We start from the raw sequence: 21,603 nt of genomic DNA on the forward strand, positions 1-21,603 counted from the left end.
GGCGGCCATGCTGCATCGCCTGGCCGGCCTCTTCCAGTACGTCCAGCTCTCGCTGTTCGAGCGGGAGCCTGAGCCGCCTTCCGCGTCGGCGCCCCAGGAGCCGGCGCCGCCCGTGCGCAGGCCGCCGCGCCGCTCCAGCATGCCGCCTTCGCCCTTGCAGTCCCCGCCTCCTGCGCCCGCCATCCCCACCGCACCCGCACGCAGCGTGCAACTGGGCACGGCGCAGGTCGACTACGAACTGCGCCGGGCGCGGCGCCGCAGCATCGGCTTCACCATCAGCGAGGCCGGCCTGCGGGTCAGCGCGCCCAAGTGGGTGCCCGTGGGCGAGATCGAGCGCGCCCTGCAGCACAAGGCCGCTTGGATCCTGCGCAAGCTGCAGGAGCAGCGGGATCGCACCGAGCGCCTGGCGGCCGCGCAGATCCGCTGGGCGGATGGCTGCGTGGTGCCCTACCTGGGCCAGGATCTCATCATCGTGCTGGACCCCTCGGCTGAGCGCCTGCCGCTCAAGGCCCGGCTGGATTCCGGCCTGACCGATCCCCAGCCCAGCCTGGCCAGCGTGCCGCGCCAGACGCTTTACCTGGGCCTGCCACAGGAGGCCGCCCCACAGCAGATCCGTGATGCCGTGCTGAGCTGGCTGCAGGCCCAGGCGCGCAGCCTCTTTACCCAGCGCTGCGCGCATTTCGCGACCCAGATGGGCGTGCGCATCAGCCGCCTGCGCCTGTCCTCGGCCCAGACCCGCTGGGGCAGCGCCAGCATCGACGGCTCGGTGCGGCTGAACTGGCGGCTGATCCACTTCGAGCCCGCCACCATCGACTACGTTGTGGTGCATGAACTGGCCCATTTGCACGAAATGAACCACAGCCCGCGCTTCTGGGCCGTGGTGGGGGCCGTGCTGCCCGACTATGAGCAGGCCCGCCATCAGTTGCGCCGCGCCGCCCTGCCTGATTTCAGCGAGTGATACCGGCCTGATGCCGATCTCCCCCTTAAGGAGGATAGGCGCCGCTGGACTGCCAAACGCACACTCTGACCTACAAGCTGTCATCACGACACGGCCCCGGCAGCCCTGAGAGGAACAGGGCGGCCAACAGCAGAGCCAGGATCCGCGATCAACGCGGCCGCTTTGCCCGGGGGCCGTGTTCAGGGGATCCCAGCTGATTCGACTGGGATCAGCTGCGGGTCGCCGAGCCAGGGTTCAGCCCGGCCCGATCGACAATCAAAAGGATTCCGCCGTCGTGCAAGCGTCGGCGGTTTTTCTTTTTGGGGGCAGGTCTTGCTGCTGCTGCGGCTCAGGCGCGGAAGCGCAATACGCCGTCGCTGCCGCGCTCGCGCCGCAGCTGGCCTTGCAGCCACAGGGCGTTCAGGTGGGCAATGGACTCGCCCATCGCGAAGGTGGTCTGGTGCAGGTCCAGTGGGCGCTTGAAGAGCAGGGGCAGGAGCTCCGCCGCGTGGCAGGGCTGCTCGGCGCAGGCCTGCAGCACCTCGGCCAGCCGCTCCTGGTGGTGTTCCTGCAGCTGCGCCACGCGCGGATGCATGCCGCGGAACGGCCGGCCATGCGAGGGCAGCACCAGGGTGTCAGCCGGCAGCTCCAGCAGGGCGGCCAGAGAATCCAGGTAGAGCTGCAGGGGGTTGGCTTCGGGCTCGACATCCACCACGCTGACGTTGGTGGAAATGCGCGGCAGCAGCATGTCGCCCGAGATCAGCACGGGCGCACCGTCCTCGCGGAAGAAGCTCAGGTGTTCCGGCGCATGGCCATAGCCGCCGATGCAGCGCCAGCGCGCACCGCCTATCGTCACCACCTGCCCCGGCATCAAGCGGCGGTAGCTGGCGGGCACGGCGGGCACCATGCTGGGGTAGTAGCTGGCCCGGCCGCGGATCTTGGCCTGGGCCTCGGGGTCCGTCAGCCCGTGGCTGGCGAAGAAGGCGGCCGCCGCCTCGCCGCCCATGCCCACGGTGGAGCTGCTGGCGATGCGGGCCAGGTTGTAGTCCGCCGCGCTCATCCACAGACGGCAGGGCTGCTCGGGCGTGCTGAAGCGCTCAGTGAGCCAGGCGGCCAGGCCCAGGTGGTCGGGGTGGAAGTGCGTGACCAGCACCCGCTGCAGGGGCTCGCCCTGCAGGCCCTGCTTGAGCACCTGCTCCCAAAGGCTGCGGGTGTCCTCATTGGCCACGCCACAGTCCACCAGGGTCCAGCCGCTGCGGCCATCGATCTCGTCGCGCAGCAGCCAGAGGTTGATGTGGTCCAGCGCAAAGGGCAAGCCCATGCGCACCCAGGCCAGGCCCGGTTCCAGGGCCAGCAGGCCGCCGGCCTCAGGCAGGGTCTCGCCCCAGGGATAGTTCAGTTCGGATTCGCGTGGATTGGCCATGGGCGGCAAGGGCTTAGACTAACGTTAACGTAAACGTCATTCAGCGCAGTGTAGCCATGAGCCCCTCGTCCGACCTGAGTTCCCCAGCAAACGCCCTCGCGGGGACCGAGGACGCGGGCGACGCTTCCGCGACTCTTCCCCTGGACGCCTCGCTCGAAGGCGGCTCCCGCCTGTTCACCATCACCGAGCTGGCGGCCGAATTCGATATCACGCCCCGCGCCATCCGCTTCTACGAGGACATGGGCCTGCTGAGCCCCGCGCGCGAGGGCCGCAACCGCGTCTACACCCACCGCGATCGCACCCGCCTCAAGCTGACCCTGCGCGGCAAGCGGTTGGGCCTTTCGCTGCAGGAAATCAAGCAGCTGGTGGATATGTACGACGCCGCCGGCGCTGACACCGCGCCCCAGCTCAAGGCCTTCCTCGAAGTGCTGGCCCAGCACCGCCGCCAGCTGGAGCAACAGCTGGAGGACATCGAGGTCACGCTGGAGGAAATCAGCCAGCACGAGGAGCGCTGCCGGGCGCTGCTGGCGCAGCGCTGAGCGCTCAGTCGCCCCTCAGCCGTGCAAGGCGGCGATGGGCCTCAATGCCATGGCCTGCAGGCCGTGGCGCAGGCTGGCCAGCGCCGCGACAGCCAGCAGGCCCGTCAAGGCCAGGAACTGCGGCCACGCGCCCAGGGCCGCGCGGTCTGCAAAGCCGCCCAGGTAGAGCTGCCCCAGCGCCCACGACAGAGGCACGCCCAGCAGCGTGCCGGCCAGCAGCAGCAGGGCCAGCTCCCTGCCCATCCGCCCAAGGGCCTGCCAGGGGCCCGCGCCATGCAGCTTGCGCAGCACGATCTCGCGGGCGTGGCGCTGCACCAGGTGGGCTGACAGCGCGTAGATGCCGAAGCCCGCGATGGCCAGGGCCAGCACGGCGCACAGCGTCACCAGCCTGCCCAGGCGCAGGTCCTGGGTGTAGGGTTCCATGAGGGTGTCGGCCAGGCGCTCCAGCTGCAGACGCTGCTGCGGAAAGTGGCGCGCCCAGAGGGCCTTCAGCGCGCCCTCGTCCAGGGGCGCCAGCGTGCGGACATTGAGCACGCCGGCCTCGCGCTCGCTGGCCTGCTCGGGCGGCAACTGCAGGCGAAAGGCCTGTGGCAGCTGCGCCTCGCGTGTGCTCTCCAGCGCAAGATGGGCGATCACGGCCACGATGCGGCTGTACTGCGCCGACTGATCCAGGCCGCGGGCCTGCTCGGGGATCCGCTGTCCGATGGCGTCCCGCGGGTCCGCCCAGCCCAGGGCCTTCGCCGCCAGGGTGTCGATCACCAGGCGCTGCTCAGCGGTCGATGGTGGCTCGATCCGGCCCGCCAGGGGGCGGACGCGATAGAGCTCGAAGAAGTCGGCATCGACCAGCTGTACCCGCGCCGTGGTCTGCAGCGGCGGGCGCTCAAGCCGGGCTTCCTGCACCTCGCGCCCCGAGCCCAGGATCCACGCCGTCCAGGCCATCCCCTGGACGCCGGGCAGTCGGGCCAGGGACTCGCGCAGGGCGTCCAGCTGTGTTCGGCTCGTTCCATCGGGCAGGGTCAGGGCCAGCAAGCCTTGCGGTTGGTAGCCCAGCTCGCGCCGCAGAACGTGCGCGTTCTGGCCCCAGACCGTGAGGGCCATGGCAAGGACCAGCAGGGCGCTGCCGAACTGCAGGCCGCCGAAGAGCCGGCGCAGCCAGGGGCCCGAGCGGCCCTCGCCGGCCAGCCGGCCCTGCAAGGCCTCGGCACTGCGCAGGCGCCAGGCCAGCCAGGCGGGGTAGGCCGCGATCACCAGGGTGCTCAGCATCATCAGGCCAAGGGCCAGCAGCAGGCCAGGCCAGGAGACGATCTCTGGCGCAGGCAGCTCCAGCACATCTGCCATCCAGGGCGCCAGCAGCCAGGCCAGCAGCAGTCCCAGCCCGCCCGCCAGCAGGGACTGCAGGCCGGCCTCGGCCAGGCTCAACCCCAGCAGCGAGGCCGGGCTGGCGCCCAGGCTCTTGCGGATGGCCATTTCGCGCTGGCGTTGCAGCATGCGCACGCCGCCCAGGTTGACGGCATTGACGAGGGCCAGCACGCACAGCAGCAGGGCGGCCCCCAGCAGGGCCGTCAGCACCTGCCGCTGCGCCTGGCCGGCGCGGCCCTCGAAGGCCTGCGCGCTCAGCGGCAGGGCGCGCATGAAGGCGGCCTTGCGCCCGTCGGCCACCCAGTCTGGCGGCAGCTGGGCGATCACGGGACTGTGGTCCAGCAGGGACTGCGCCAGCGCTCCGAGCTGCGTCGTGCTGGCGCCTGGCGCGAGCCGTCCCCAGACCTGGCCGTTCATGAAGAACCAGGCCGTCTTGAGCTCCTGGCCCAAGCCGGCGGCCGGGCTGTCGAAGTTCACCATCAGTTCGGCCTGCACCGGGTGGCGCGGGGAGGGCGAGGCCACCACCGCGCCAATCGTGAGCGTGTGCAGCCCCAGTCTCACCGGCTGATCCAGCACCTCGACGCGACCGAAGCTGCGGCGAGCGAAGGCTTCCGTGACGACGATGCGGTCCGGCCGTGACAGCGCCTCCTGCGCATCGCCCTGCAGCGAGCGAAGCGCAAAGAGCCGGGCCAGAGTCGGATCCATGGCTGCTGTCAGCAGTTCCCGGCCCTCGTCGAGCGGGCCGACGCCGCTGAGCTGCATCCGGCGGCGGGCCTCGACGTAGCGCCCCAGGTCCGTGAGCGGCGCGCGGGCCTGCCGCAGGGCGTCATAGAAGGCGAAGGGGGTGCGCAGGAACCAGTCTTCCTGGCGGTCGGGCATATTGCCCTTAAAGTCGATCAGCACGATGCGATCGGGGTCCTGCAACTGGCGGTCCGGCAGCAGGCGATCGGCGATCAGGGTGCTCAGCAGCAGGCAGGCCGCCAGGGCCAGGGCGAGGCCGCCCAGGCTGGCCAGGGTGTGTAGCGGCGCGGCGGCCATCTGGCGCCGGGCGACGCGGAGGTCGAGTAAGGACATGGGCTGCTCCTCAGGCCGCCAGGGCATCGACCAGCACGCGGCCGTCCAGCAGGCGCACGCTGCGCGGGGCCAGGGCGGCATGGGTGGGGGAGTGGGTCACCATCACGAGCGTGGTGCCTTCCTCGTTGAGTTCGCGCAGCAGGCGCATCACCTCCTGTCCCTGGGCGCTGTCCAGGTTGCCGGTGGGCTCGTCGGCCAGCAGAAGGCTGGGGCGCCGCACGAGGGCGCGGGCGATGGCCACGCGCTGCTGCTGTCCGCCCGAGAGCTGCGAGGGGCGGTGCCCGGCGCGGTGGGCCAGGCCCAGGCGGTCCAGCACCGCAGCCACGCGCTGGCGCTGCTCGCGTCGCGGCAGGCCGGCGTGGTCCAGGGCCAGGCCCACATTCTCCTCGACGCTGAGCTCGTCGATCAGGTTGAAGCTCTGGAACACGAAGCCGATCTGGCCCCGTCGCAGGCCGGCCAGCTCGCGTTCGGAGCAGCGCGAGAGCTCGCGCCCGTCGAACCAGTACTCGCCGCTGCTGGGGCGGTCCAGCAGGCCCAGCAGGGACAGCAGCGTGGTCTTGCCGCAGCCCGAGGGGCCGGTGACCGAGAGGTACTCGCCGGCCTCGATCTGCAGGTCGATGCGGTCCAGCGCCGTGGTCTCGATGTCGCCGCTACGGTGGCGCTTGCTGAGGGATTTCAAATGGATCATCGCGGTCTCCGTGGATCAATGTAATGGCTGCCGGTCGGCGTCCGCCGTCGGGCCGCTCAGGCGCAATACGGCATGGCCTTCGTAGGCGGCGGTGGGGCCTACCAGCACCTGCTCGCCGGCGCGCAGCCCGCCCAGCACCTCCACCTGCGTGCTGCTGCGCCGGCCCAGCTGCACGGCGCGGCGGCGGGCGTGGCGACCGTCGGGGTCCAGCACATAGACGCTGGAGCCGCCGCCGTCGGCCAGGTAGGCGCCGGTGGGCAGGCAGAGCGCCTCTGCGGGTGCGCCCAGGCGCAGTCCGATCTCGAAGCTCTGACCCGGTCGCAGGCCTTCGGGTGCAGCGCCCGCGAAGGTGAACGCGACTTTGAACCGGCCCTGCTGCACGCTGGCCTGACGCTCGTGCAGCAGCAGGGGCCAGGGCTTGCCTCCGTGCATCAGGGTGCCGCTCAGGCCGGGGTGGACGCGGGCGTCGTAGAACTCATCGACCTCGGCGCTCAGCAGCCAGCTGCGAAGGTCTTCGATGCGACCCAGACGCTCGCCGGGGCGGATCACGCTGCCCGGCTGCAGGCTGAAGCCGCTGAGCTGACCGTCGGCCGGCGCGCGCACCGTCAGGCGCTCGGCGGCCTGGCGGACCAGGGCCAGGCCGTCCGACAGCCCCTGCACCGCGCGCTCCATCGCGTTGACGGTCTGGGCGCGCACCTGCAGCTCGGCCTGGCTGTCCTGCTCGGCCTGCTGCAGCAGCTGGCGCTGCAGCTCGGCATGGCGGCGCGCGGTGCGCTCGGCCAGCGGCGCGACAAAGCCCTGCGTCGCCAGCGCCTGCTGGCGCTCGGCCTCCTCTGCGGCCAGGGCCAGCTCATGGCGCCGCTGGGCCAGCTCGCGCCGCCATTGCGCCTGCGCGCCCGCCTGCGCTGCGCGCAGGGTCGAGAGATTGGCCAGCTGCTGCGCCACTTCCGCCGTGCGTGCCAGCACCTCCTGCTCGCGCTGGGGATTGGACAGTTGCACCAGTGCCTGCCCTGCGTGCAGGGGCTGGCCGTCCCTGACCAGCACGGCCTCGACGCGCCCGCCCTCGGTGGTGTCGATCATGAGCTGCTGCTGCGGTTGCAGCTGGGCGCGCAGGGCGATGTCATCGCGAAAGGGGGCGCGCTGCACGGACGCCAGCTGCAGGTCCTGGCTGGGGACGCGCAGGCCCTCCGGCGCCAGTGCCCAGGCCAGGGCCGCGGCGGCGGGCAGCAGCAGCCAGGCGGTGCGGCGCCAGCGCTGCCAGCGGCTGGGGGGCAGGGAGCGGTCCATGCCGGCGCCGGACGTGGCATGCAGAGGGAGGGGTGGGTGGGCATTCATGCCTCCGTCTTTGCAAGGCCCATGCCAGCGGCGCAAGGCCCATGCCATCGGGGCCGCCGGCCGCGCGGCTGTCCGGATGCGGCTCAGCCGTCGGCGCCAGCTGTCCGGATCCGGACAGGGGCTGGCCGACCCGCCGGCCGGGCTGGTATGGTCGCGCCCATGCTGAAAAACGCGGCCCGCCTGCTCGTGCTTGACGACGACCCCGACGTCGGCGTGGCCGCGCGCCTGCTGCTGCAGCGCCGCTTCGGCGAGGTGCGCTGCCTGCAGCGCCCGGCCGAGCTGGAGGCGGCGATCGCGCAATGGCGGCCTGACCTGCTGCTGCTGGACATGAACTTCCTGCCCGGCCACAGCGATGGCGCACAGGGCCTGACCCTGCTGCAGCAGCTGCGCCAGCGGCCCGGCGCGCCCCAGGTGATCGTGATGACGGCTCATGCGGGCGTGGAGCTGGCGGTGCGGACCCTCAAGGCCGGCGCGCTGGACTTCATCACCAAGCCCTGGGATCACCCGCGCCTGCTGGCCGCGGTGGCCGCCGCCCTGGCCCTGCGCCAGCCGATCAATGAAGGGGCGGACGGGGCGCCGGCCAGCGCCCTGCTCGGCCAGTCGGCGCCCATGCAGGAACTGCGCCGCCTGATCGCCGCCGTGGCCGCGACCGATGCGCATGTGCTGGTGCTGGGCGAGATGGGCGCGGGCAAGGAGCTGGTTGCGCGCGAGCTGCATGCGCGCTCGAAGCGCAGTGGCGGGCCACTTCTGGCGGTGGACCTGGGCTCCCTGCCCGACACCCTGCTGGAGAGCGAGCTTTTCGGCCACCGTCGCGGCAGCTACACCGACGCGCGCCAGGACCGCCCGGGCCGCTTCCTCGCGGCAGCCGGAGGCACCCTGCTGTTGGACGAGATCGGCAATCTCTCCATGGCAGGCCAGGCCCGGTTGCTGGCTGTGCTGGAGCGGCGCGAGTTCACGCCCCTGGGCGCCGACGCGCCGCTGCCGCTGCAGGCCCGCATCGTCAGCGCGACCAACCTGGACGAGACCGCGCTCTTCGACCCCCAGCGCTTCCGCCCCGACCTGCTGTACCGCCTCAACACCGTCGTGCTGCGCGTGCCGCCGCTGCGGGCGCGGCGCGAGGACATCCCGCAGCTCGCCACGCACTTCCTGGCCCGCTACGCGGCCGAGCATGGCCGTGCGCCCCGGCCCCTGGCTGCGCCGGCGCTGCAGGCCCTGCTGGCGCACGACTGGCCCGGCAACGTGCGGGACCTGCGCCAGGCCTGCGAGCGCGCCGTGATCCTGGCGCCGGGGCCGCAGTTCGAGCCCGAGGACTTTCAGCTGCAGGCGCTGGCCGCGACGCCCCTGCCGTCCCCTGGGCTGACCCTGGCTGAACGCGAGCGCGCAGCCCTGGACGAGGCCCTGCGCGAGGCCCAGGGCAACATCAGCGAGGCGGCCCGGCGCCTGGGCGTCTCGCGCGCGGCGCTGTACCGTCGGCTGGACAAGCATGGGCTTTGACGGCCTGGACCGTGAAGGATTGCTGCGCCGCAGGGGTTGGCGGCTGCTGCTCTTGCTCGCGCTGGCCCTGGCGGCCGCGTGGGCCTGGGGCCGGGCGGAGGGCCCGCGGGCCCAGGTGCTGGCGGCGCTGGGCCTGGCTCTGATGCTGGCGCTGATGTGGGGTCAGGTCTTGCCACTCTGGCGTGCTGCCCGTGAGCTGGCTGGGCCGGACCGCTCGGGCGAGGGGGCGGAGGCCGTGCTGCGGCACCGTGAGCGCGCGGCGGCGCTCAGTGAAGCCTTGCTGGACCAGGCGCCCGTCGCCTTGTGGCTGTATCAGGAAGGTGGGCCGCCCGCGGCCCTGAATGGTGCGGCGCGGCGCTGGCTGGCGCCCGGCGGCGCGCGGGACGCGGATGCCCTGCTGGCCCAGCTGCGCGACGAGGCCGAACCCGCCAGCCGCCAGCGCAGCTGGCTGCGCGTGGATGCCGAGCGGGGCGAGGAGCGCTGCCTGCTGGCCTCGCGGCCCTGGGTCCGGGAAGGCCGCCAGGGCTGGCTGCTGGCCCTGCTGCCGTTGGAGTCCGCCCTGGAAGCAGAGACTCTGCGCGCCTGGCGCCAACTGGTGCAGGTGCTGACGCACGAGATCATGAACTCGCTGACCCCCATCGCCTCGCTGGCGCGCTGTGCGCAGGAACTGCAGGCCGAGTCCGGGGAGGGCGCCCTGGAAGATGCCCACGACGAAGCGCCGTGCAACGCCCCGCGCGATGCCCCGTGCGACGAAAAGGCCGCCGCCGCCGACCTGACCGTGGCGCTGGAAGCCATCGCGCGCCGGGCCGAGGCCTTGTCCCGCTTCGTGGCCGACTACCGCCGCATCAGCGACTGGCCGGCTCCGCGGCTGGAGCCCGTGCCCCTGCAGGCCCTGTTTGAGCGCCTGGCCGTGCTGCAGTCCGCGCGCTGGCAGGCCCGCGGAGGGACGCTGCACTTCGAGCTCGAATCGCCGGGCCTGCTGCTGCAGGCCGATGCGGGCCAGCTGGAGCAGGCCCTGCTGAACCTGCTGCGCAATGCCGAGCAGGCCACGCAGGCGCTGCCGCAGCCGCAGGCCTGGGTGCAGGCCCGACTGGGCCGGGGCGGGCGCCTGAACATCGAGGTGCGGGACAACGGGCCCGGCGTACCGCCCGGCCTGGAGCGGGACATCTTCCTGCCTTTCTTCAGCACCCGGGAGCGCGAGCCGGGCAGCGGCGCGCGCGGCATCGGCTTGGCCGTGGTGCGCCAGCTGGTGCATGGCATGGGCGGCAGCGTGCGGCTGCAGCGGCGCGCGCAGGGCGGCGCCTGCTTCGTGCTGAGCTTCTGAGCGTGCTCAGGCCAGGCACTGGCGGATGAAGGCCGCCACGTCGGCGATCTCGTCCATGCAGACCTCATGGCCCATCGGGTAGCCGTGCCACTGCACGGCATGGCCCAGGCGTTCCAGCTCGGCCTTGCTGGCCAGGCCGCGGGCGGGGAGCACGACCTCATCGCTGTCGCCATGGGCCAGGAAGAGGGGCACGTCGGCATTGGCCGCATGGCGCTCGGCCTGCGTCGTGCCGGCCAGGGGCAGATAGCCGGAGAGCGCGACCAGCCCCGCCAGACGCTGGTCATGGCGCAGTCCGGTCATCAGGGTCATGGCCGCGCCCTGGGAGAAGCCCATCAGCACGATGCGCGAGGCCGGGATGCCGCGCTCCACCTCTTGCGCGATCAGGGCCTCGATCTGGCGCTGCGATTCACGCAGGCCGCGCTCGTCTTCCACGCGCTGGCCGCTGGCGTCCAGGCCGATGTCGTACCAGGCCGGCATGCGGTAGCCACCGTTGATGGACACGGGCCGCTCCGGCGCTTGGGGCAGGATCACCCGCAGGCCGCCGATGCTGCGCAGGTCCATGGCCTGGCAGACGGGCACGAAGTCGTCGCCGCTGGCGCCCAGGCCGTGCAGGACGATGAGGCTGGCGGTGGGCTCGGCCTGGGTCTGGAGTTCGATGGTGTCGAGCATGGCGGGGTCCGGCGGGAGTCGGGCGTGACAGGTGTGTTGATGGCGGGCGGCAGTCGCGCCGCGCCGCCATCATCCCACGCGCGGACAGCTACCATGCAGCGCTGAGCGGGGATGACAGACAGGACGACAGAGATGCTTCATCGAACGGGGAGCGCCAGCGTGCGCAGGGGCGTTGCCGGGCGGGCGGGCTTGCTGCGGGGCTTGCTGCTGGGCTTGGGGTTGAGCCTGGGGGGCTGCGCGGCTCTGGGGCCGGGCCAGGCGGGGACGCCCGGGCGACCGGTCCAGGGGCCGGACAGCCTGGCCATGGAATGCCCTTCGGAGTTCCGCTACGAGCTGGCCCTGCCCGCAACAGCGAGCCTGGACACGCTGCAGGCCCATGCCGCCCAGCGCCTGCAGGCCCTGGGCCTGCGGCTGAACTGGGACGGCCCCTGGGCCCATGCGCAGACCCAGCATTTCGGGCCCCAGGCTGCGGACATCGCGCGCCTGCGCCGCCTGCTGGCCGTGGCGCTGCCGGCACTGGAGCGCTACCAGCCCGGCTTCTTCCAGCGCATCGGCCTGCAGGAGGTGGGCCTGGTCAAGGACCTGGTCGTGGGCGACACCCAGATGCGTCTGGCCATGCCCGCGCCGGATCGCTCGGCCGTGGTCTATGCAGACAATGGCAACCCGCTGTGCGCCGCCGGCATGGAGCTGCGGGTGCACCATGAGCTCTACCACCTGATCGAAGAGCGGCTCTTTGGCGACTTCTACTACCGCGACCCCGCCTGGCTGGCGCTCAATCCCGAGGGCCTGGGCTACGGCCAGGGCGGTGCCACGGCCTATGGCGGTGTCTTCCACAACCTGGGTCACCCGGCGCCCGGCCTGGTCAGCCGCTATGCGCAGTACGGCCCCGAGGAGGACAAGGCCGAGGTCTTCGGCTGGCTGATGACGCCGGGCTATGCCGGCCGGGTCAAGGCCTGGTCGGAGCAAGACCTGACCCTTGCCGCCAAGCGCCGCTTCATGATGGCCCTGGTGCACCGGCTCAGTGCCGGCACCATGAGCGAGAGCTTCTTCGAGACCCTGGCGCGGCAGCCGCCGGTGCCGGCGGCCCACTGAGCCGCCGGGCGGGCGGCCGCCGGGCCTTCAGCGCGTCTGCAGCGGTTGCTGCGGCGGTGCCGTCGGGTCTTCGATCAGGGGCGGGCGTTCGGCGGCCCGCACGCCGGTGGGCTTGAACAGCGGCGTCACGTCACGCTTACCACGCTCCAGGTAGGGCACGGGCTGGTCCATCCAGGCCGGGCGGGCTTCGTTCAGCAGGTAGTGGTCGAAGAACTCGCCCATGTGCACGGTGAAGTGCTTGAGCGCCTCGCGGTCGCGCAGGCCGTGCTTCTCGCCGTTGTAGTTGAACCAGTAGGCCTCCTTGCCCAGGCGGCGCAGCGCGGTGAAGAACTCGATGGCTTGGTAATAGGGCACGGCGTCGTCCTCGTCGTTGTGCACGGTGAGGTAGGGCGTGGTGATGCGGTCGATGCGGAAGATGGGCGAGTTCTCCACATACAGCTCGGGTCGCTGCCAGGGCGTGGCGCCGATGCGGCTTTGCTGCTGCTCGTACTGGAAGGCCCTGCTCTTGCCCGTGCCCCAGCGGATGCCGCCGTAGCCGCTGACCATATTGGCCATGGAGGCGCCGGCCTCGGCGGCGCGGAACATCGAGGTGCGGGTCAGCAGGTAGTTGATCTGGTAGGCGCCCCAGCTGTGGCCCTGGATGCCGATGCGCTTCTCGTCCACGAAGCCCTGCTTCACCAGCTGCTGTATTGCCGGAATCACTGTGTCCATCGCGCTCTGGCCCGGATGGCCGATGCTGTAGACGATGTCCGGCCGCAGCACCAGGTAGCCCTTGCTGACGTAGCGGCTGACGTTGATGTTCTGCCCCGGTGCCGGCGGCACGTAGCGGTGCAGGGCGTCCGTCATCTTCTCGTAGATGTAGACCATCAGCGGGTACTTCCTCTTCGGGTCGAAGTCCTCGGGCTTGGCCAGCAGTGCGCGCAGCTTCTGTCCCTTGGCCGAGGTGTAGCCGACGATCTCTTGCGTGCCCCAGCGCAGCCCGGCCTGCTGCGGGTTGGCGTCCGAGATCCGCTGCGCCTGGCCCAGGGGGCCCTGGCTCAACCAGAGATCGGGGAAGGTGCGGAAGTCCTGGGCCGTGTGCAGCCAGACCTCGGCGTTGCGCGCCTTCACCAGGCCGCCCAGCAACTGCGGCCTGTGCAGCAGGCGTTCGGCTGCGGCGGGAGATGCAGGGTCCAGCCGGTAGAAGGCGGTGGACTTGTCCTGCTCGGCCGTGCCCAGCAGGATCCAGGGGCCGGTGGGCAGGGGCTTGAGGTGACGCTCTTCGCGGTCGGCGCCGTCCTCATCCACGCGCTGCAGCCGCAGCTGGACCCGGTCCTGGCCCACACCCGCCGTGAGGCGCCGGGCCTGCAGGCTTTCGGGGTCCACGGACCAGAGGTGGTACTGCGCATTGAGCACCACGGCGCGGTCTTCGCTCATCCAGCCGACCTGGCCGTAGGCGTCCGCGGGCTCGACGACATCGCGCTCCACGTTCTCGAAGTGCTCACCCTTGATCGCGGCGGTCAGGGGCCGCTCGCTGCCGTCGCGGGTGCGCCAGGCCATCCATTGCTTGAGATCGGGCAGGAAGGCCGTCACGTAGCGACCGCCGGGCGAGAGCTGGGGCATGCCGCGCAGCTTGCGGGCCAGCAGGCGCGTGCTGCCGTCCTGCAGGCTCACCGAGTAGGCATCGCGGTAGAGCGTGTCCCAGGACTGCAGGGCGCGGTAGGGCCGCTCGTTGAAGCCCAGGGCGACGTCGGCGTTGTCATTGACCAGGACCTCAGGCAGCTCGGGCGTGGCCAGCTGCACGAAGCGCGGGACGGCTGGCGCGGCGAGGTGGATGACGGCGCGGTAGCTGCGCAGCTTCTCCTTCTCGGCGCGAACCTTTTGCATGGACTGCAGCTCCGGATCCTTCCAGTGCCAGAGATCGACTTTCAGGGGCTCGGGTGCGTCCTTGGCCGCTTCCTTGGGCAGGGGGGCGGTGCCCAGAAAGAGACGCTGGCCGTCCTTGCTGAAGCGCAGGCTGGCATGCTCGCTGGGGGCAAAGCCCTCGCGCAGGCCCAGGCTGCCGGCGGCCAGCAGCTCCACAGCACTGACTTCGCCGGCTGCCTGCCAGAGATAGAGCTTGAAGGGCGTGGCGGGGGGCTCATCCTTGCTGTCCTTGGCGCCTTCCTTGCTGTCGGAGACGGTCTTCTCGGCGGCCTTCTCTGCGGCCTGCCGACTGAGATGGTCCCGGTTGCTGACAAAGGCGAGCTGCTGGCCGGCTTCGTCGAACTGCAGCTGCTTGTAAACGCCAGCGCCACCCAGCAGCATGCGGGGCTCGCCGCCATCGCCGGGCAGCAGATGGACCCCGTCGCGCGAGGGCGCCGCCGGCTTGGTGTCCTTGCTGTCCTTGGCCGTTGGCGTGCTGACCGCGTAGGCGAGCCAGCGGCCGTCGCGGCTCCAGGTGAAGCTGCTCACGTCCTCCAGGCGCTGGCGCTGGCCGTCCGCCGGATTCACCAGGAGCAGGGCGCTGCCCGCCTCTTTCTTCTTACCGGCCTCGGCGCTGGCATGGCTGGCGCCGAAGAAGCCGTTCTCGTTGGGGGCCGTCTGGTCAATGCCTTCATTGTCCACGTCGGCCTTGGCGGGGCCGGAGGCCGCCTTCTTGTCGGCCTTGACCGGGGGCTCCAGCCACAGGGCCAGGCGCTGGCCGCCGTCCTCGGCGAAGGCGAAGCGCCTGACGCGGTCCACGGTCTCGAAACGGCCGCTGGACAGGTCCATCCAGCCGGCGCCCGGCTTGGGTGCGTCCTCGCCCTTCTTCTTGTCCTTGCGGGCCTGGTCCTGCGCCGCGCGCGTGGGGGCCTGGGCGAAGGCCAGGAAGCGGCTGTCGGCGCTGAACTGGGGCTGCAGACCGCGGGGCACGCGCCACTGCTGGCCGTCCGCCAGGCGGCGCACCACCAGCTCGCCGTCGCTTTCCTGGCCGACCAGGGCATAGGCCGCGAAGCGGCCATCCCGCGAGAGCGCGGAGCCCTGGATGCTGCGCCACTGGGCGTAGTCGCTGTGGGCGATGGGGCGCGGCGCGGCGGCCGTGACGGACTGGGCGGTCAGCGCGGTGCCCTCGGCCCGGGGCTCTTCGGCCATGGCGGCCAGGATGGGATTGAGGCTGAAGACGCCGGCCATCAGCAGGCCGTGGGCGAACAGAGAGCGACGATGGAACATGACGAGACGCAATCGAGGAAGGCGGGCACAAGGCCCGTGAAGAGAAAGGCCTGCCTTGCGGCCGGCCGTGGTGATGAGGGCATCGAGGAGACGTGCGAGCCCGCGCTGAGACGCCAGGCTGCAGCCGCCGACCCCGGCCCCTGCGCAGGCAGGGCCCGGCGCTTGTTCAGGGGGTGGGATTGTCCCCGTGGGTGGCGTAGAGGCTGCTGATCCCCTGTACCAGCTGCATGGGTCCGAAGGGCTTGGCGATGAAGAGATCGGCGCCCGAGGCCTCGAACTCCGCGCGCAGATCCTCGAAGGGGCGGGCGCTGACGATGATCACCTTGGGCGTGGGCTGCGCTTCGGGCATCTGCCGGATCTGGCGGCAGGCCTCCAGGCCGCTCATGCCGCCCGGCAGCATGACGTCCATCAGGATCAGCTCCGGGCAGTCTTTGCGGACCAGCTCCAGCGCCTCGGCCGCGTTGCTGGCCTCGCTCATGCTGAAGCTCTGCGCCAGCTCCAGCGTCATCCGCAGCAGATCGCGGATTTCGGGATGGTCATCGACGATCAGTATCTTTTTCATGGTGGCATTCCCGGGCGTTGGCGAACGCTAGCCCAGCGCCGTGGCCCTGGCAAGCCCGGCGGGGGCAGGGCGGGCGCCGCCGGCGTGAAGAAGGGCGTGAAGAAGGACGTGAAGAAGATGCCCTGGTGTGTCGAGCCTTCAGTGCTCGGCCAGCCAGAAGAAGACGGCCGTCAGGCGCTTGTCCTCCAGGGCCTCGCCGAAATAGCGGGTCGCGCTGTGGACCAAGGCGGCCTTGTAGACCAGCAATCGGTTGAAGCGGTTGTCCACGCGGCGCTCCTCGTACCAGGCCTGCGGCGGTAGGCTGCGGACGTTGAGGGCATCGACCAGGTTCTTGTGCGGCGCGCCCACCAGGTTGCCGCCCATGGCGCCGTTGGGATAGCGCAGGCGGTAGAAGCTGGTGCCGCTGTCGGGGGGCGGTTCGGGGTGCAGGTAGAGCACGGCGGCGTAGGTGCAGAGGTCGCGGCGGTCCGTGTGGGGGCGTGCGCCGCATTCCTTCTCGCCCACCAGTTGGGCGACGTTGAAGTCCAGGGTGGCGCCACTGGGCGCGGTGCCCACCCAAAGGCGCCGGGCGCCGGTCAGCTCACGCACCCGGCTCTCGATCTGCGCCAGCTCCGCAGCCTCCAGCGCGCCATGGAAGCGCATGCCCGGCCAGCTCTCCTGGGCATGGGGAAAGCCATAGTGCCAGCCCTGGTGGCGCAGGCAGCGCTCGCGGATCTTGGAGGCATTGGGCAGGATGTCGTCACAGACCCAGTAGTTGCGGCCCAGCTCCAGGCCATCATCGACCAGTCGTGGCGCGGTAGGGGGAATGGGCGGCAGGACCGTGCCGGGCGGGGGCAGGGGAATCATGGTAGAGGACCGGACGGAGGAGGCTGGCAGCCTAGCACCCGGCCGACGGCTTGACGCCTGGGGACTTCACCGCTTGCGGGCTTGGGACCGGGGCGAGCGGGCAACAAGGTGCGTGCGTGCGTGTGCAGATGTTGCGCTGCTGCGCCGGGCGCCGGCCGGGCCCGCACAATGCGCCGCCTTCCACGATGAATTGCCGCACCTATGTCCGCCCTGATGCGCCCGACCCTTGCCGCCTCCTGCCTGCTGAGCGCCGCCTTGCTGTTGCAGGCCTGCGGGGGCGGAGGCGCGGGCAGCGAGCCGGCACCGAGCCCAGCGCCAATACCGACGCCCACGCCTACGCCCACGCCTACGCCTACGCCTACGCCTACGCCTACGCCTACGCCTACGCCTACGCCTACGCCTACGCCTACGCCCACGCCCACACCGATTCCCTCGCCCACCCCCACCCCCTCGCCTGGCGCCACGGCCGCCGACTGCGGTCTGCCGGATTTCCAGGCTACCGCCTTGCGCCTGGTCAACGAGCAGCGCCAGCGGGGGGCGGTGTGCGGCAGCCAGGCGATGCCGCCTGTCTCGGCCTTGCGCTGGAGCGCCGCCCTCACCGACGCCGCCCGCCGGCATACGCAGGACATGGTGGACCACAACTTCTTCGATCACACAGGCTCGGACGGCAGCAACGCCGGCCAGCGCATCAGCGCGGCCGGCTATCGCTGGTCCTCCTGGGGCGAGAACATCGCGGCCGGCCAGTCCACGGTGGAATCTGTGGTGCAGGCCTGGATGAACAGCGAGGGCCACTGCCGCAACATCATGAGTGCCCGCGCCAAGGACATGGGCCTGGCTTGCCTGCGCGCCAATGGCGGCACGGGGCGCCTGACCTGGACGCAGGACTTCGCCTCGCCCTGAGCCGGGCCTGGCCGCCTCAGGCCAGCGCCAGCCCCATCACGCCCAGGGCGATGAAGGCGGCGCCCAGCAGGCGCAGGAGCCGGTCGCCCTCGCCCAGCAGGCTGCCTCCGGCCAGTGCCGCGAACAGCATGGACAGCTCGCGCGCCGGCGCAACATGGCTCAGCGGGGCCACTCGCATGGCATAGAGCACCATCACATAGCTGGCCGGGCTCAGGATTGCCACGGCCAGGGCGGCCTTCCACTGCCGGCGCCAGGCCGCCCAGAAGGCCGCTGGATCGCGCAGGGCCACCGGCAGCATCATGGGGATGCGCAGCACGTTGGCAAAGTAGTCCAGCACGATGGGCGAGATCAACAGAACCTTGACCGAGTAGCCGTCCAGCAGCGTGTAGGCGGCGATACAGGCGCCGGTGAGCGCCCCCCAGCGCAGGCCGCGCAGCGTGCGTTCGCGGCGCGCCGGCTCATGGGCCTGGCGCCACAGCGCCGGTCCGCCGGCGATCAGGAAGACGCCACCCACCACCATCAGGGCTCCCAGGCCCCCGACCACGCTGAGGCGCTCACCCAGCACCAGCACCGCGCCGGCCGTGCTCAGCAGCGGGCCGCTGCCGCGTGCCACGGGGTAGACCACGGTGAGGTCCGAGACGGCGTAGCCATGAAGCAGGCAGCGGAAATAGACCAGGTGCAGCACCGCGCTGGCGCTCAGGGCAGCCCACTCCACGCGGCCCAGCGAGGGCAGGGTGCTCCAGCCCTGCCAGAAGGCCAGCGGCGCCCAGACCACGCTGACCAGGATGGCGCAGATCAGCACCAGCTCGCTGCCTCCACCCTGGCGTTTGGCGATCAGGTTCCAGAGGGCATGGCACAAGGCGGCGGCCAGGACGAGCAGCAGGGCAAGGGTGGACATGGGAGGGCGGGCTGGGCTGGACGGTGATCGCGGCGGCGGGCCGCACAGCCCGCGGTCGCGATCGGGCAGTATCGCCCGCCCTCATGCGCCGTGCGGCCTCGGCCGGGCGCCCCCTGCCACGGCCCGCCTCAGATCTCGTAGCCGGCCACCAGGCTGGAAAGGGTGTCGTTGCAGTTGCGGCGGGCCATCTTCTCGTAGGCCTCTGGGATCAGGTGGATCTCGTTCTGCCAATCGCCGCTGCGGCCGGTGCTGCCGGCCTCGGCGGGCTGGCTGACGCCGCGCGTGTCCAGCACCACGAAGTTGCCGATGCAGTTCTGCACCGTGTGGGTGAGGAAGCTGTGGTTCCAGTCCACCAGGAGGCGCATGATGGGCGCCCAGGCCTCGGTGGGGATCTGGAAGGTCTGCAGGCTGGGCGCGCACCAAGGACCGGCCAGGCCACCGGCGGCATAGGCGAAGCGCGGCACCATGTAGTCGTAGACATGGGTGACCATCGGGGCCTGTGGATTGGCGCACTGCTTGCGCAGGGCGTCCAGCTCGACGTAGGACTGCAGCAGTTCGGCGCAGAGCTTGCTCCAGCCATGCTCCGAGACGTAGCGCAGCGGCCCGAAATGCTCCGGCAGCCATTCGGCCGGGGCGCGCAGCAGTCGCTGGCCGAGGTCGGTGCCGGGGCCGCGGCGCAGCCAGGCGATCATGTCGTTGCCGCCGCCGGAGAGCAGCACTGCGCCCCAGCGCGGCATGCCGCGCAGGGTCATGGCCAGGTGGAACTTGGCATAGCGCTGCGGGTCGGGGTAGTCCCTGAGCCGCTGCCCCGGCATGGCGTAATTGACGATGCCGGCGTCGCGGCCGAACTGGAAGAAGTCCAGCAGGGAGCGGGTCTTGGTCGGGAAGAAGTCCCCGAAGGAGAACCAGGAGTCCCCATGGGCGATGAGCGGCACCTGCCCCATGAAGAGGGTCGGATCGTTCATCAGCTTCTGGTGTGAATAGAGATGGGTCTGGGCCATGGCGCTCTCCTAAGTAAAGCAAGGTTGAGCGGGCAGTGTTTCGCCGCTGCGGCGGCTGGACATCCCACATCTTGTGGATGAAGAGCCGGGCTTGTCTCGAATACCCCCAGTACCTTGTGGATGCGGACGCGGTCTTGAAACGCTAGCAAAACGGGCCACAATGGGGCGATGAACCCGTCCGCCCCCCTCTCCTCGCTGCTGCCCCCACTGGCCCGGTTCGGTGACCTCCTGAGCGCCGTGGACAGCCCAGCGCTGCTGCTGGACCTGGATGCCTTCGAGCGCAATGTGACGAAGATGCAGGCCGCGGCGGTGTCCGCCGGCATGGCCTTGCGCCCGCATGCCAAGGCGCACAAATGCGTGGCCATCGCCCAGGCCCAGATGCGGGCGGGTGCGGTGGGCATCTGCTGCCAGAAGGTCAGCGAGGCCATCCCCTTCGTGGCGGCGGGCATCCCGGACATCCTCGTCAGCAACGAGGTCGTGGGCGAAGCCAAGGCCCGCCTGCTGGCTGAGCTGGCCGGCCGCGCGCGCATGAGCGTCTGCGTGGACCATGAGCAGCAGATCGAGCAGCTGGCCCAGGCCTGTGAGCAGACCGGCAGCCGGTTGGAGCTTCTCGTGGAGATCAATATCGGCCAGGACCGCTGCGGCGTGGCGGATGCGCCGGCCGTGCTGCGCCTGGTCGAGGTGATGGAGCAGTACGCCGGCCAGCTGCGCTTCAAGGGTCTGCAGGCCTACCAGGGCGGCCTGCAGCATGTGCGCGGCATGGAGGCCCGCCGCGAGGCCGTGCTGCGCGCCACCGAGCGCGCCCGTGCCGTGGTGCAGGGCCTGCAGGACCAGGACCTGGACTGCGAGACCATCACCGGCGGAGGCACCGGCAGCGCTGCCTTCGACCTGGGCCTGGGCCTCTACACCGAGCTGCAGCCCGGCTCCTACGTCTTCATGGATGCAGACTACGGCCGTAATGAGGTGGCCGATGCCAGCCTGCGCTTCGAGCACGCCCTGCTGCTGGCCAGTACGGTGATGAGCGAGGGCATGGGCGACCGCGTGGTGCTGGACGCCGGGCTCAAGTCCTTGTCCGCCGAATCGGGCATGCCCTGGGTCTGGGATGCCGGCAGCCCGAGCGGGCGCTGGGACTACGTCTCGGCCAATGACGAGCACGGCATCCTGCAGTGCCGCACGCCCGGCGGTGCCAAGCCGCGTCTGGGTGAGCAGATCCTGCTTGTGCCGGGCCATTGCGACCCCACGCTGAACCTGCACGATGCGCTGGTGGCGCATCGTGCCGGCCGCGTCGTGGCGGTCTGGGCCATCGAGGCCCGGGGCCTCAGCCGCTGAGGTCCTGACGACACTGACAGTCTTGCCGGCCCGCCTGCCAGGCCGCACGGTAGTCGTGCAGGCGCTGCGCATCCAACCCCCGGACCAGGCACACGGCCGCAGCGCCGGCACGGGCGGCCGACTCGACCTGCGCCGGCGCCAGCACGCCGCCAATCGCCACCACTGGGCGACCGGCCATGCGTGACCACCAGGCCAGTTGGCTCAGGCCCTGAGCCAGCCAGGGCATGTGCTTGGTCGTCGTCGGCCAGACGGGGCCGCAGGCGATGTAGGCGGGCGCCAGGCCGCGGGCCCGGGCCAGCTCCCACAGGCTGTGGCTTGAGATCCCCAGGGCGGCACCGCTGTCCCGGATGCGTTGGCGCTGGCCCGCATCCAGGCAGGCCCAGTCTTCCTGACCCAGGTGGAGACCGCTGGCGCCCAGTTCCAGGGCCAGTTGCCAGTGATCGTTGATCCAGAAGTGCGTGCCGGGATGGTCCCGCATGCATTGCACGGCAGCGGCGATGCGCTGGCGCAGCACGGTGCAGTCCTGCTCGGGGCCTGTCTTGCAGCGCAGCTGCAGGTGGGGGAGACCGGTGCCGGCCATCGCGGCCAGTCGCGCCTCGTCGTCCACGATGCCGTAGAGCCCCGGACTGAACGGCGCCTCGGCCTGCTGACGGGCCAGCACCGAGGCCCAGCGCGCCAGGGTGGCGGCGTCGGGCCGGAGCTCGTCGCCGAAGCCCATCACAGGCATGGCCTCTGGGCAGTGGATGAAGTCGGGCGTGGGGCGCAGTGGCCCGGCCCCACCCCCCGCGGCATGGCCCTGACGCAGTCCTTGCCAGCTGCACATCTTGGCCAGCACCAGGGCGTCGGCCAGGGGGAAGCCGCGGGCCAGGGCGGCGGCGGCGGCGCTGGCGAAGGTGCAGCCGCTGCCATGGTGGTGCAGCGGTGCCTGGTGCTGGCGCGGCAGGGCCAGCCAGCCGCGCAGG

18 protein-coding genes are annotated in these 21,603 nt (G+C 71.2%); 7 read left to right on the forward strand and 11 right to left on the reverse strand.

Going from position 1 to position 21,603, the window contains the following annotated elements:
* Positions 1-7: 7 nt before the first annotated feature.
* Positions 8-958 (forward strand): M48 family metallopeptidase, encoded by a 951-nt coding sequence (locus H5407_RS18700; protein WP_183106001.1) that lies wholly within the window; start codon positions 8-10, stop codon positions 956-958.
* Positions 959-1,286: 328 nt separating this feature from the next.
* On the opposite strand, the gene H5407_RS18705 is transcribed toward H5407_RS18700, so the two are convergent.
* Positions 1,287-2,360 (reverse strand): MBL fold metallo-hydrolase, encoded by a 1,074-nt coding sequence (locus tag H5407_RS18705; protein WP_183106002.1) that lies wholly within the window; start codon positions 2,358-2,360, stop codon positions 1,287-1,289.
* A gap of 56 nt (positions 2,361-2,416) precedes the next feature.
* Here H5407_RS18705 and H5407_RS18710 point away from each other — a divergent pair, with 56 nt between their 5' ends.
* Entirely contained in the window at positions 2,417-2,899 is a 483-nt protein-coding gene (locus H5407_RS18710) for a MerR family DNA-binding transcriptional regulator (protein ID WP_183106003.1), read from the forward strand.
* Positions 2,900-2,914: 15 nt separating this feature from the next.
* Here H5407_RS18710 and H5407_RS18715 read toward each other — a convergent pair whose 3' ends face one another.
* The 3 genes from H5407_RS18715 to H5407_RS18725 are packed head-to-tail and all read right to left on the reverse strand — an operon-like array spanning position 2,915 to position 7,355.
* Complete coding sequence (locus H5407_RS18715; RefSeq protein WP_183106004.1) at positions 2,915-5,332, reverse strand: FtsX-like permease family protein; 2,418 nt, start codon at positions 5,330-5,332, stop codon at positions 2,915-2,917.
* A 10-nt stretch (positions 5,333-5,342) separates the two neighbouring features.
* Entirely contained in the window at positions 5,343-6,020 is a 678-nt protein-coding gene (locus tag H5407_RS18720) for an ABC transporter ATP-binding protein (RefSeq protein WP_183106005.1), read from the reverse strand.
* A 15-nt stretch (positions 6,021-6,035) separates the two neighbouring features.
* Complete coding sequence (locus tag H5407_RS18725; protein WP_183106006.1) at positions 6,036-7,355, reverse strand: efflux RND transporter periplasmic adaptor subunit; 1,320 nt, start codon at positions 7,353-7,355, stop codon at positions 6,036-6,038.
* Between the two features lie 159 nt (positions 7,356-7,514).
* Here H5407_RS18725 and H5407_RS18730 point away from each other — a divergent pair, with 159 nt between their 5' ends.
* The gene (locus tag H5407_RS18730; protein ID WP_183106007.1) at positions 7,515-8,849 is read left to right on the forward strand and encodes a sigma-54 dependent transcriptional regulator; all 1,335 of its coding nucleotides are present in this window, start codon (positions 7,515-7,517) and stop codon (positions 8,847-8,849) included.
* Complete coding sequence (locus H5407_RS18735; protein WP_183106008.1) at positions 8,839-10,173, forward strand: PAS domain-containing sensor histidine kinase; 1,335 nt, start codon at positions 8,839-8,841, stop codon at positions 10,171-10,173. The genes H5407_RS18730 and H5407_RS18735 overlap by 11 nt, the downstream gene beginning before the upstream one ends.
* A 6-nt stretch (positions 10,174-10,179) precedes the next feature.
* Here the strand turns inward: H5407_RS18735 and H5407_RS18740 are convergent, their stop codons facing one another.
* Positions 10,180-10,842 (reverse strand): alpha/beta hydrolase, encoded by a 663-nt coding sequence (locus H5407_RS18740; RefSeq protein WP_183106009.1) that lies wholly within the window; start codon positions 10,840-10,842, stop codon positions 10,180-10,182.
* Positions 10,843-11,001: 159 nt separating this feature from the next.
* Here H5407_RS18740 and H5407_RS18745 point away from each other — a divergent pair, with 159 nt between their 5' ends.
* Positions 11,002-11,934: a hypothetical protein gene (locus H5407_RS18745; protein ID WP_183106010.1), complete on the forward strand. Its 933-nt coding sequence runs from the start codon at positions 11,002-11,004 to the stop codon at positions 11,932-11,934.
* Between the two features lie 27 nt (positions 11,935-11,961).
* Here the strand turns inward: H5407_RS18745 and H5407_RS18750 are convergent, their stop codons facing one another.
* The 3 genes from H5407_RS18750 to H5407_RS18760 all read right to left on the reverse strand — a co-directional run bounded on the left by H5407_RS18750 (position 11,962) and on the right by H5407_RS18760 (position 16,513).
* Entirely contained in the window at positions 11,962-15,105 is a 3,144-nt protein-coding gene (locus H5407_RS18750; RefSeq protein ID WP_183106011.1) for a prolyl oligopeptidase family serine peptidase, read from the reverse strand.
* Positions 15,106-15,271: 166 nt separating this feature from the next.
* Positions 15,272-15,667, reverse strand: coding sequence for a PleD family two-component system response regulator (locus H5407_RS18755; protein WP_183106012.1), 396 nt, complete (start codon positions 15,665-15,667; stop codon positions 15,272-15,274).
* A gap of 138 nt (positions 15,668-15,805) precedes the next feature.
* On the reverse strand, positions 15,806-16,513 hold the full coding sequence (locus tag H5407_RS18760; RefSeq protein WP_220800674.1) for a DUF6445 family protein: 708 nt from the start codon (positions 16,511-16,513) through the stop codon (positions 15,806-15,808).
* Between the two features lie 201 nt (positions 16,514-16,714).
* On the opposite strand from H5407_RS18760, the gene H5407_RS18765 reads away from it, so the two are divergent.
* Positions 16,715-17,413 (forward strand): CAP domain-containing protein, encoded by a 699-nt coding sequence (locus H5407_RS18765; protein WP_183106013.1) that lies wholly within the window; start codon positions 16,715-16,717, stop codon positions 17,411-17,413.
* 16 nt (positions 17,414-17,429) lie between these two features.
* On the opposite strand, the gene H5407_RS18770 is transcribed toward H5407_RS18765, so the two are convergent.
* Together H5407_RS18770 and H5407_RS18775 are read right to left on the reverse strand one after the other, a co-directional pair.
* Positions 17,430-18,311: a DMT family transporter gene (locus tag H5407_RS18770; RefSeq protein ID WP_183106014.1), complete on the reverse strand. Its 882-nt coding sequence runs from the start codon at positions 18,309-18,311 to the stop codon at positions 17,430-17,432.
* Positions 18,312-18,439: 128 nt separating this feature from the next.
* Complete coding sequence (locus H5407_RS18775; protein ID WP_183106015.1) at positions 18,440-19,312, reverse strand: hypothetical protein; 873 nt, start codon at positions 19,310-19,312, stop codon at positions 18,440-18,442.
* Between the two features lie 168 nt (positions 19,313-19,480).
* Here H5407_RS18775 and H5407_RS18780 point away from each other — a divergent pair, with 168 nt between their 5' ends.
* On the forward strand, positions 19,481-20,641 hold the full coding sequence (locus H5407_RS18780) for a DSD1 family PLP-dependent enzyme (RefSeq protein ID WP_183106016.1): 1,161 nt from the start codon (positions 19,481-19,483) through the stop codon (positions 20,639-20,641).
* Here H5407_RS18780 and H5407_RS18785 read toward each other — a convergent pair.
* On the reverse strand, positions 20,631-21,603 hold a 973-nt coding region (locus H5407_RS18785; RefSeq protein ID WP_183106017.1), incomplete at its 5' end, for a thiamine phosphate synthase. The genes H5407_RS18780 and H5407_RS18785 overlap by 11 nt on opposite strands.

Source organism: Mitsuaria sp. WAJ17 (assembly GCF_014174515.1).
GTDB lineage: Bacteria > Pseudomonadota > Gammaproteobacteria > Burkholderiales > Burkholderiaceae_C > Roseateles_B.

What these genes read in the sequence shown, in the direction of transcription:
- H5407_RS18780 (WP_183106016.1), top strand. Translation starts at nt 19,481, where the DNA reads ATGAACCCGTCCGCCCCCCTCTCCTCGCTGCTGCCCCCACTGGCCCGG.
- H5407_RS18715 (WP_183106004.1), bottom strand. Translation starts at nt 5,332, where the DNA reads ATGTCCTTACTCGACCTCCGCGTCGCCCGGCGCCAGATGGCCGCCGCG.
- H5407_RS18705 (WP_183106002.1), bottom strand. Translation starts at nt 2,360, where the DNA reads ATGGCCAATCCACGCGAATCCGAACTGAACTATCCCTGGGGCGAGACC.
- H5407_RS18775 (WP_183106015.1), bottom strand. Translation starts at nt 19,312, where the DNA reads ATGGCCCAGACCCATCTCTATTCACACCAGAAGCTGATGAACGATCCG.
- H5407_RS18750 (WP_183106011.1), bottom strand. Translation starts at nt 15,105, where the DNA reads ATGTTCCATCGTCGCTCTCTGTTCGCCCACGGCCTGCTGATGGCCGGC.
- H5407_RS18760 (WP_220800674.1), bottom strand. Translation starts at nt 16,513, where the DNA reads ATGATTCCCCTGCCCCCGCCCGGCACGGTCCTGCCGCCCATTCCCCCT.
- H5407_RS18710 (WP_183106003.1), top strand. Translation starts at nt 2,417, where the DNA reads ATGAGCCCCTCGTCCGACCTGAGTTCCCCAGCAAACGCCCTCGCGGGG.
- H5407_RS18725 (WP_183106006.1), bottom strand. Translation starts at nt 7,355, where the DNA reads ATGAATGCCCACCCACCCCTCCCTCTGCATGCCACGTCCGGCGCCGGC.
- H5407_RS18700 (WP_183106001.1), top strand. Translation starts at nt 8, where the DNA reads ATGCTGCATCGCCTGGCCGGCCTCTTCCAGTACGTCCAGCTCTCGCTG.
- H5407_RS18735 (WP_183106008.1), top strand. Translation starts at nt 8,839, where the DNA reads ATGGGCTTTGACGGCCTGGACCGTGAAGGATTGCTGCGCCGCAGGGGT.
- H5407_RS18730 (WP_183106007.1), top strand. Translation starts at nt 7,515, where the DNA reads ATGCTGAAAAACGCGGCCCGCCTGCTCGTGCTTGACGACGACCCCGAC.
- H5407_RS18755 (WP_183106012.1), bottom strand. Translation starts at nt 15,667, where the DNA reads ATGAAAAAGATACTGATCGTCGATGACCATCCCGAAATCCGCGATCTG.
- H5407_RS18740 (WP_183106009.1), bottom strand. Translation starts at nt 10,842, where the DNA reads ATGCTCGACACCATCGAACTCCAGACCCAGGCCGAGCCCACCGCCAGC.
- H5407_RS18765 (WP_183106013.1), top strand. Translation starts at nt 16,715, where the DNA reads ATGTCCGCCCTGATGCGCCCGACCCTTGCCGCCTCCTGCCTGCTGAGC.
- H5407_RS18770 (WP_183106014.1), bottom strand. Translation starts at nt 18,311, where the DNA reads ATGTCCACCCTTGCCCTGCTGCTCGTCCTGGCCGCCGCCTTGTGCCAT.
- H5407_RS18720 (WP_183106005.1), bottom strand. Translation starts at nt 6,020, where the DNA reads ATGATCCATTTGAAATCCCTCAGCAAGCGCCACCGTAGCGGCGACATC.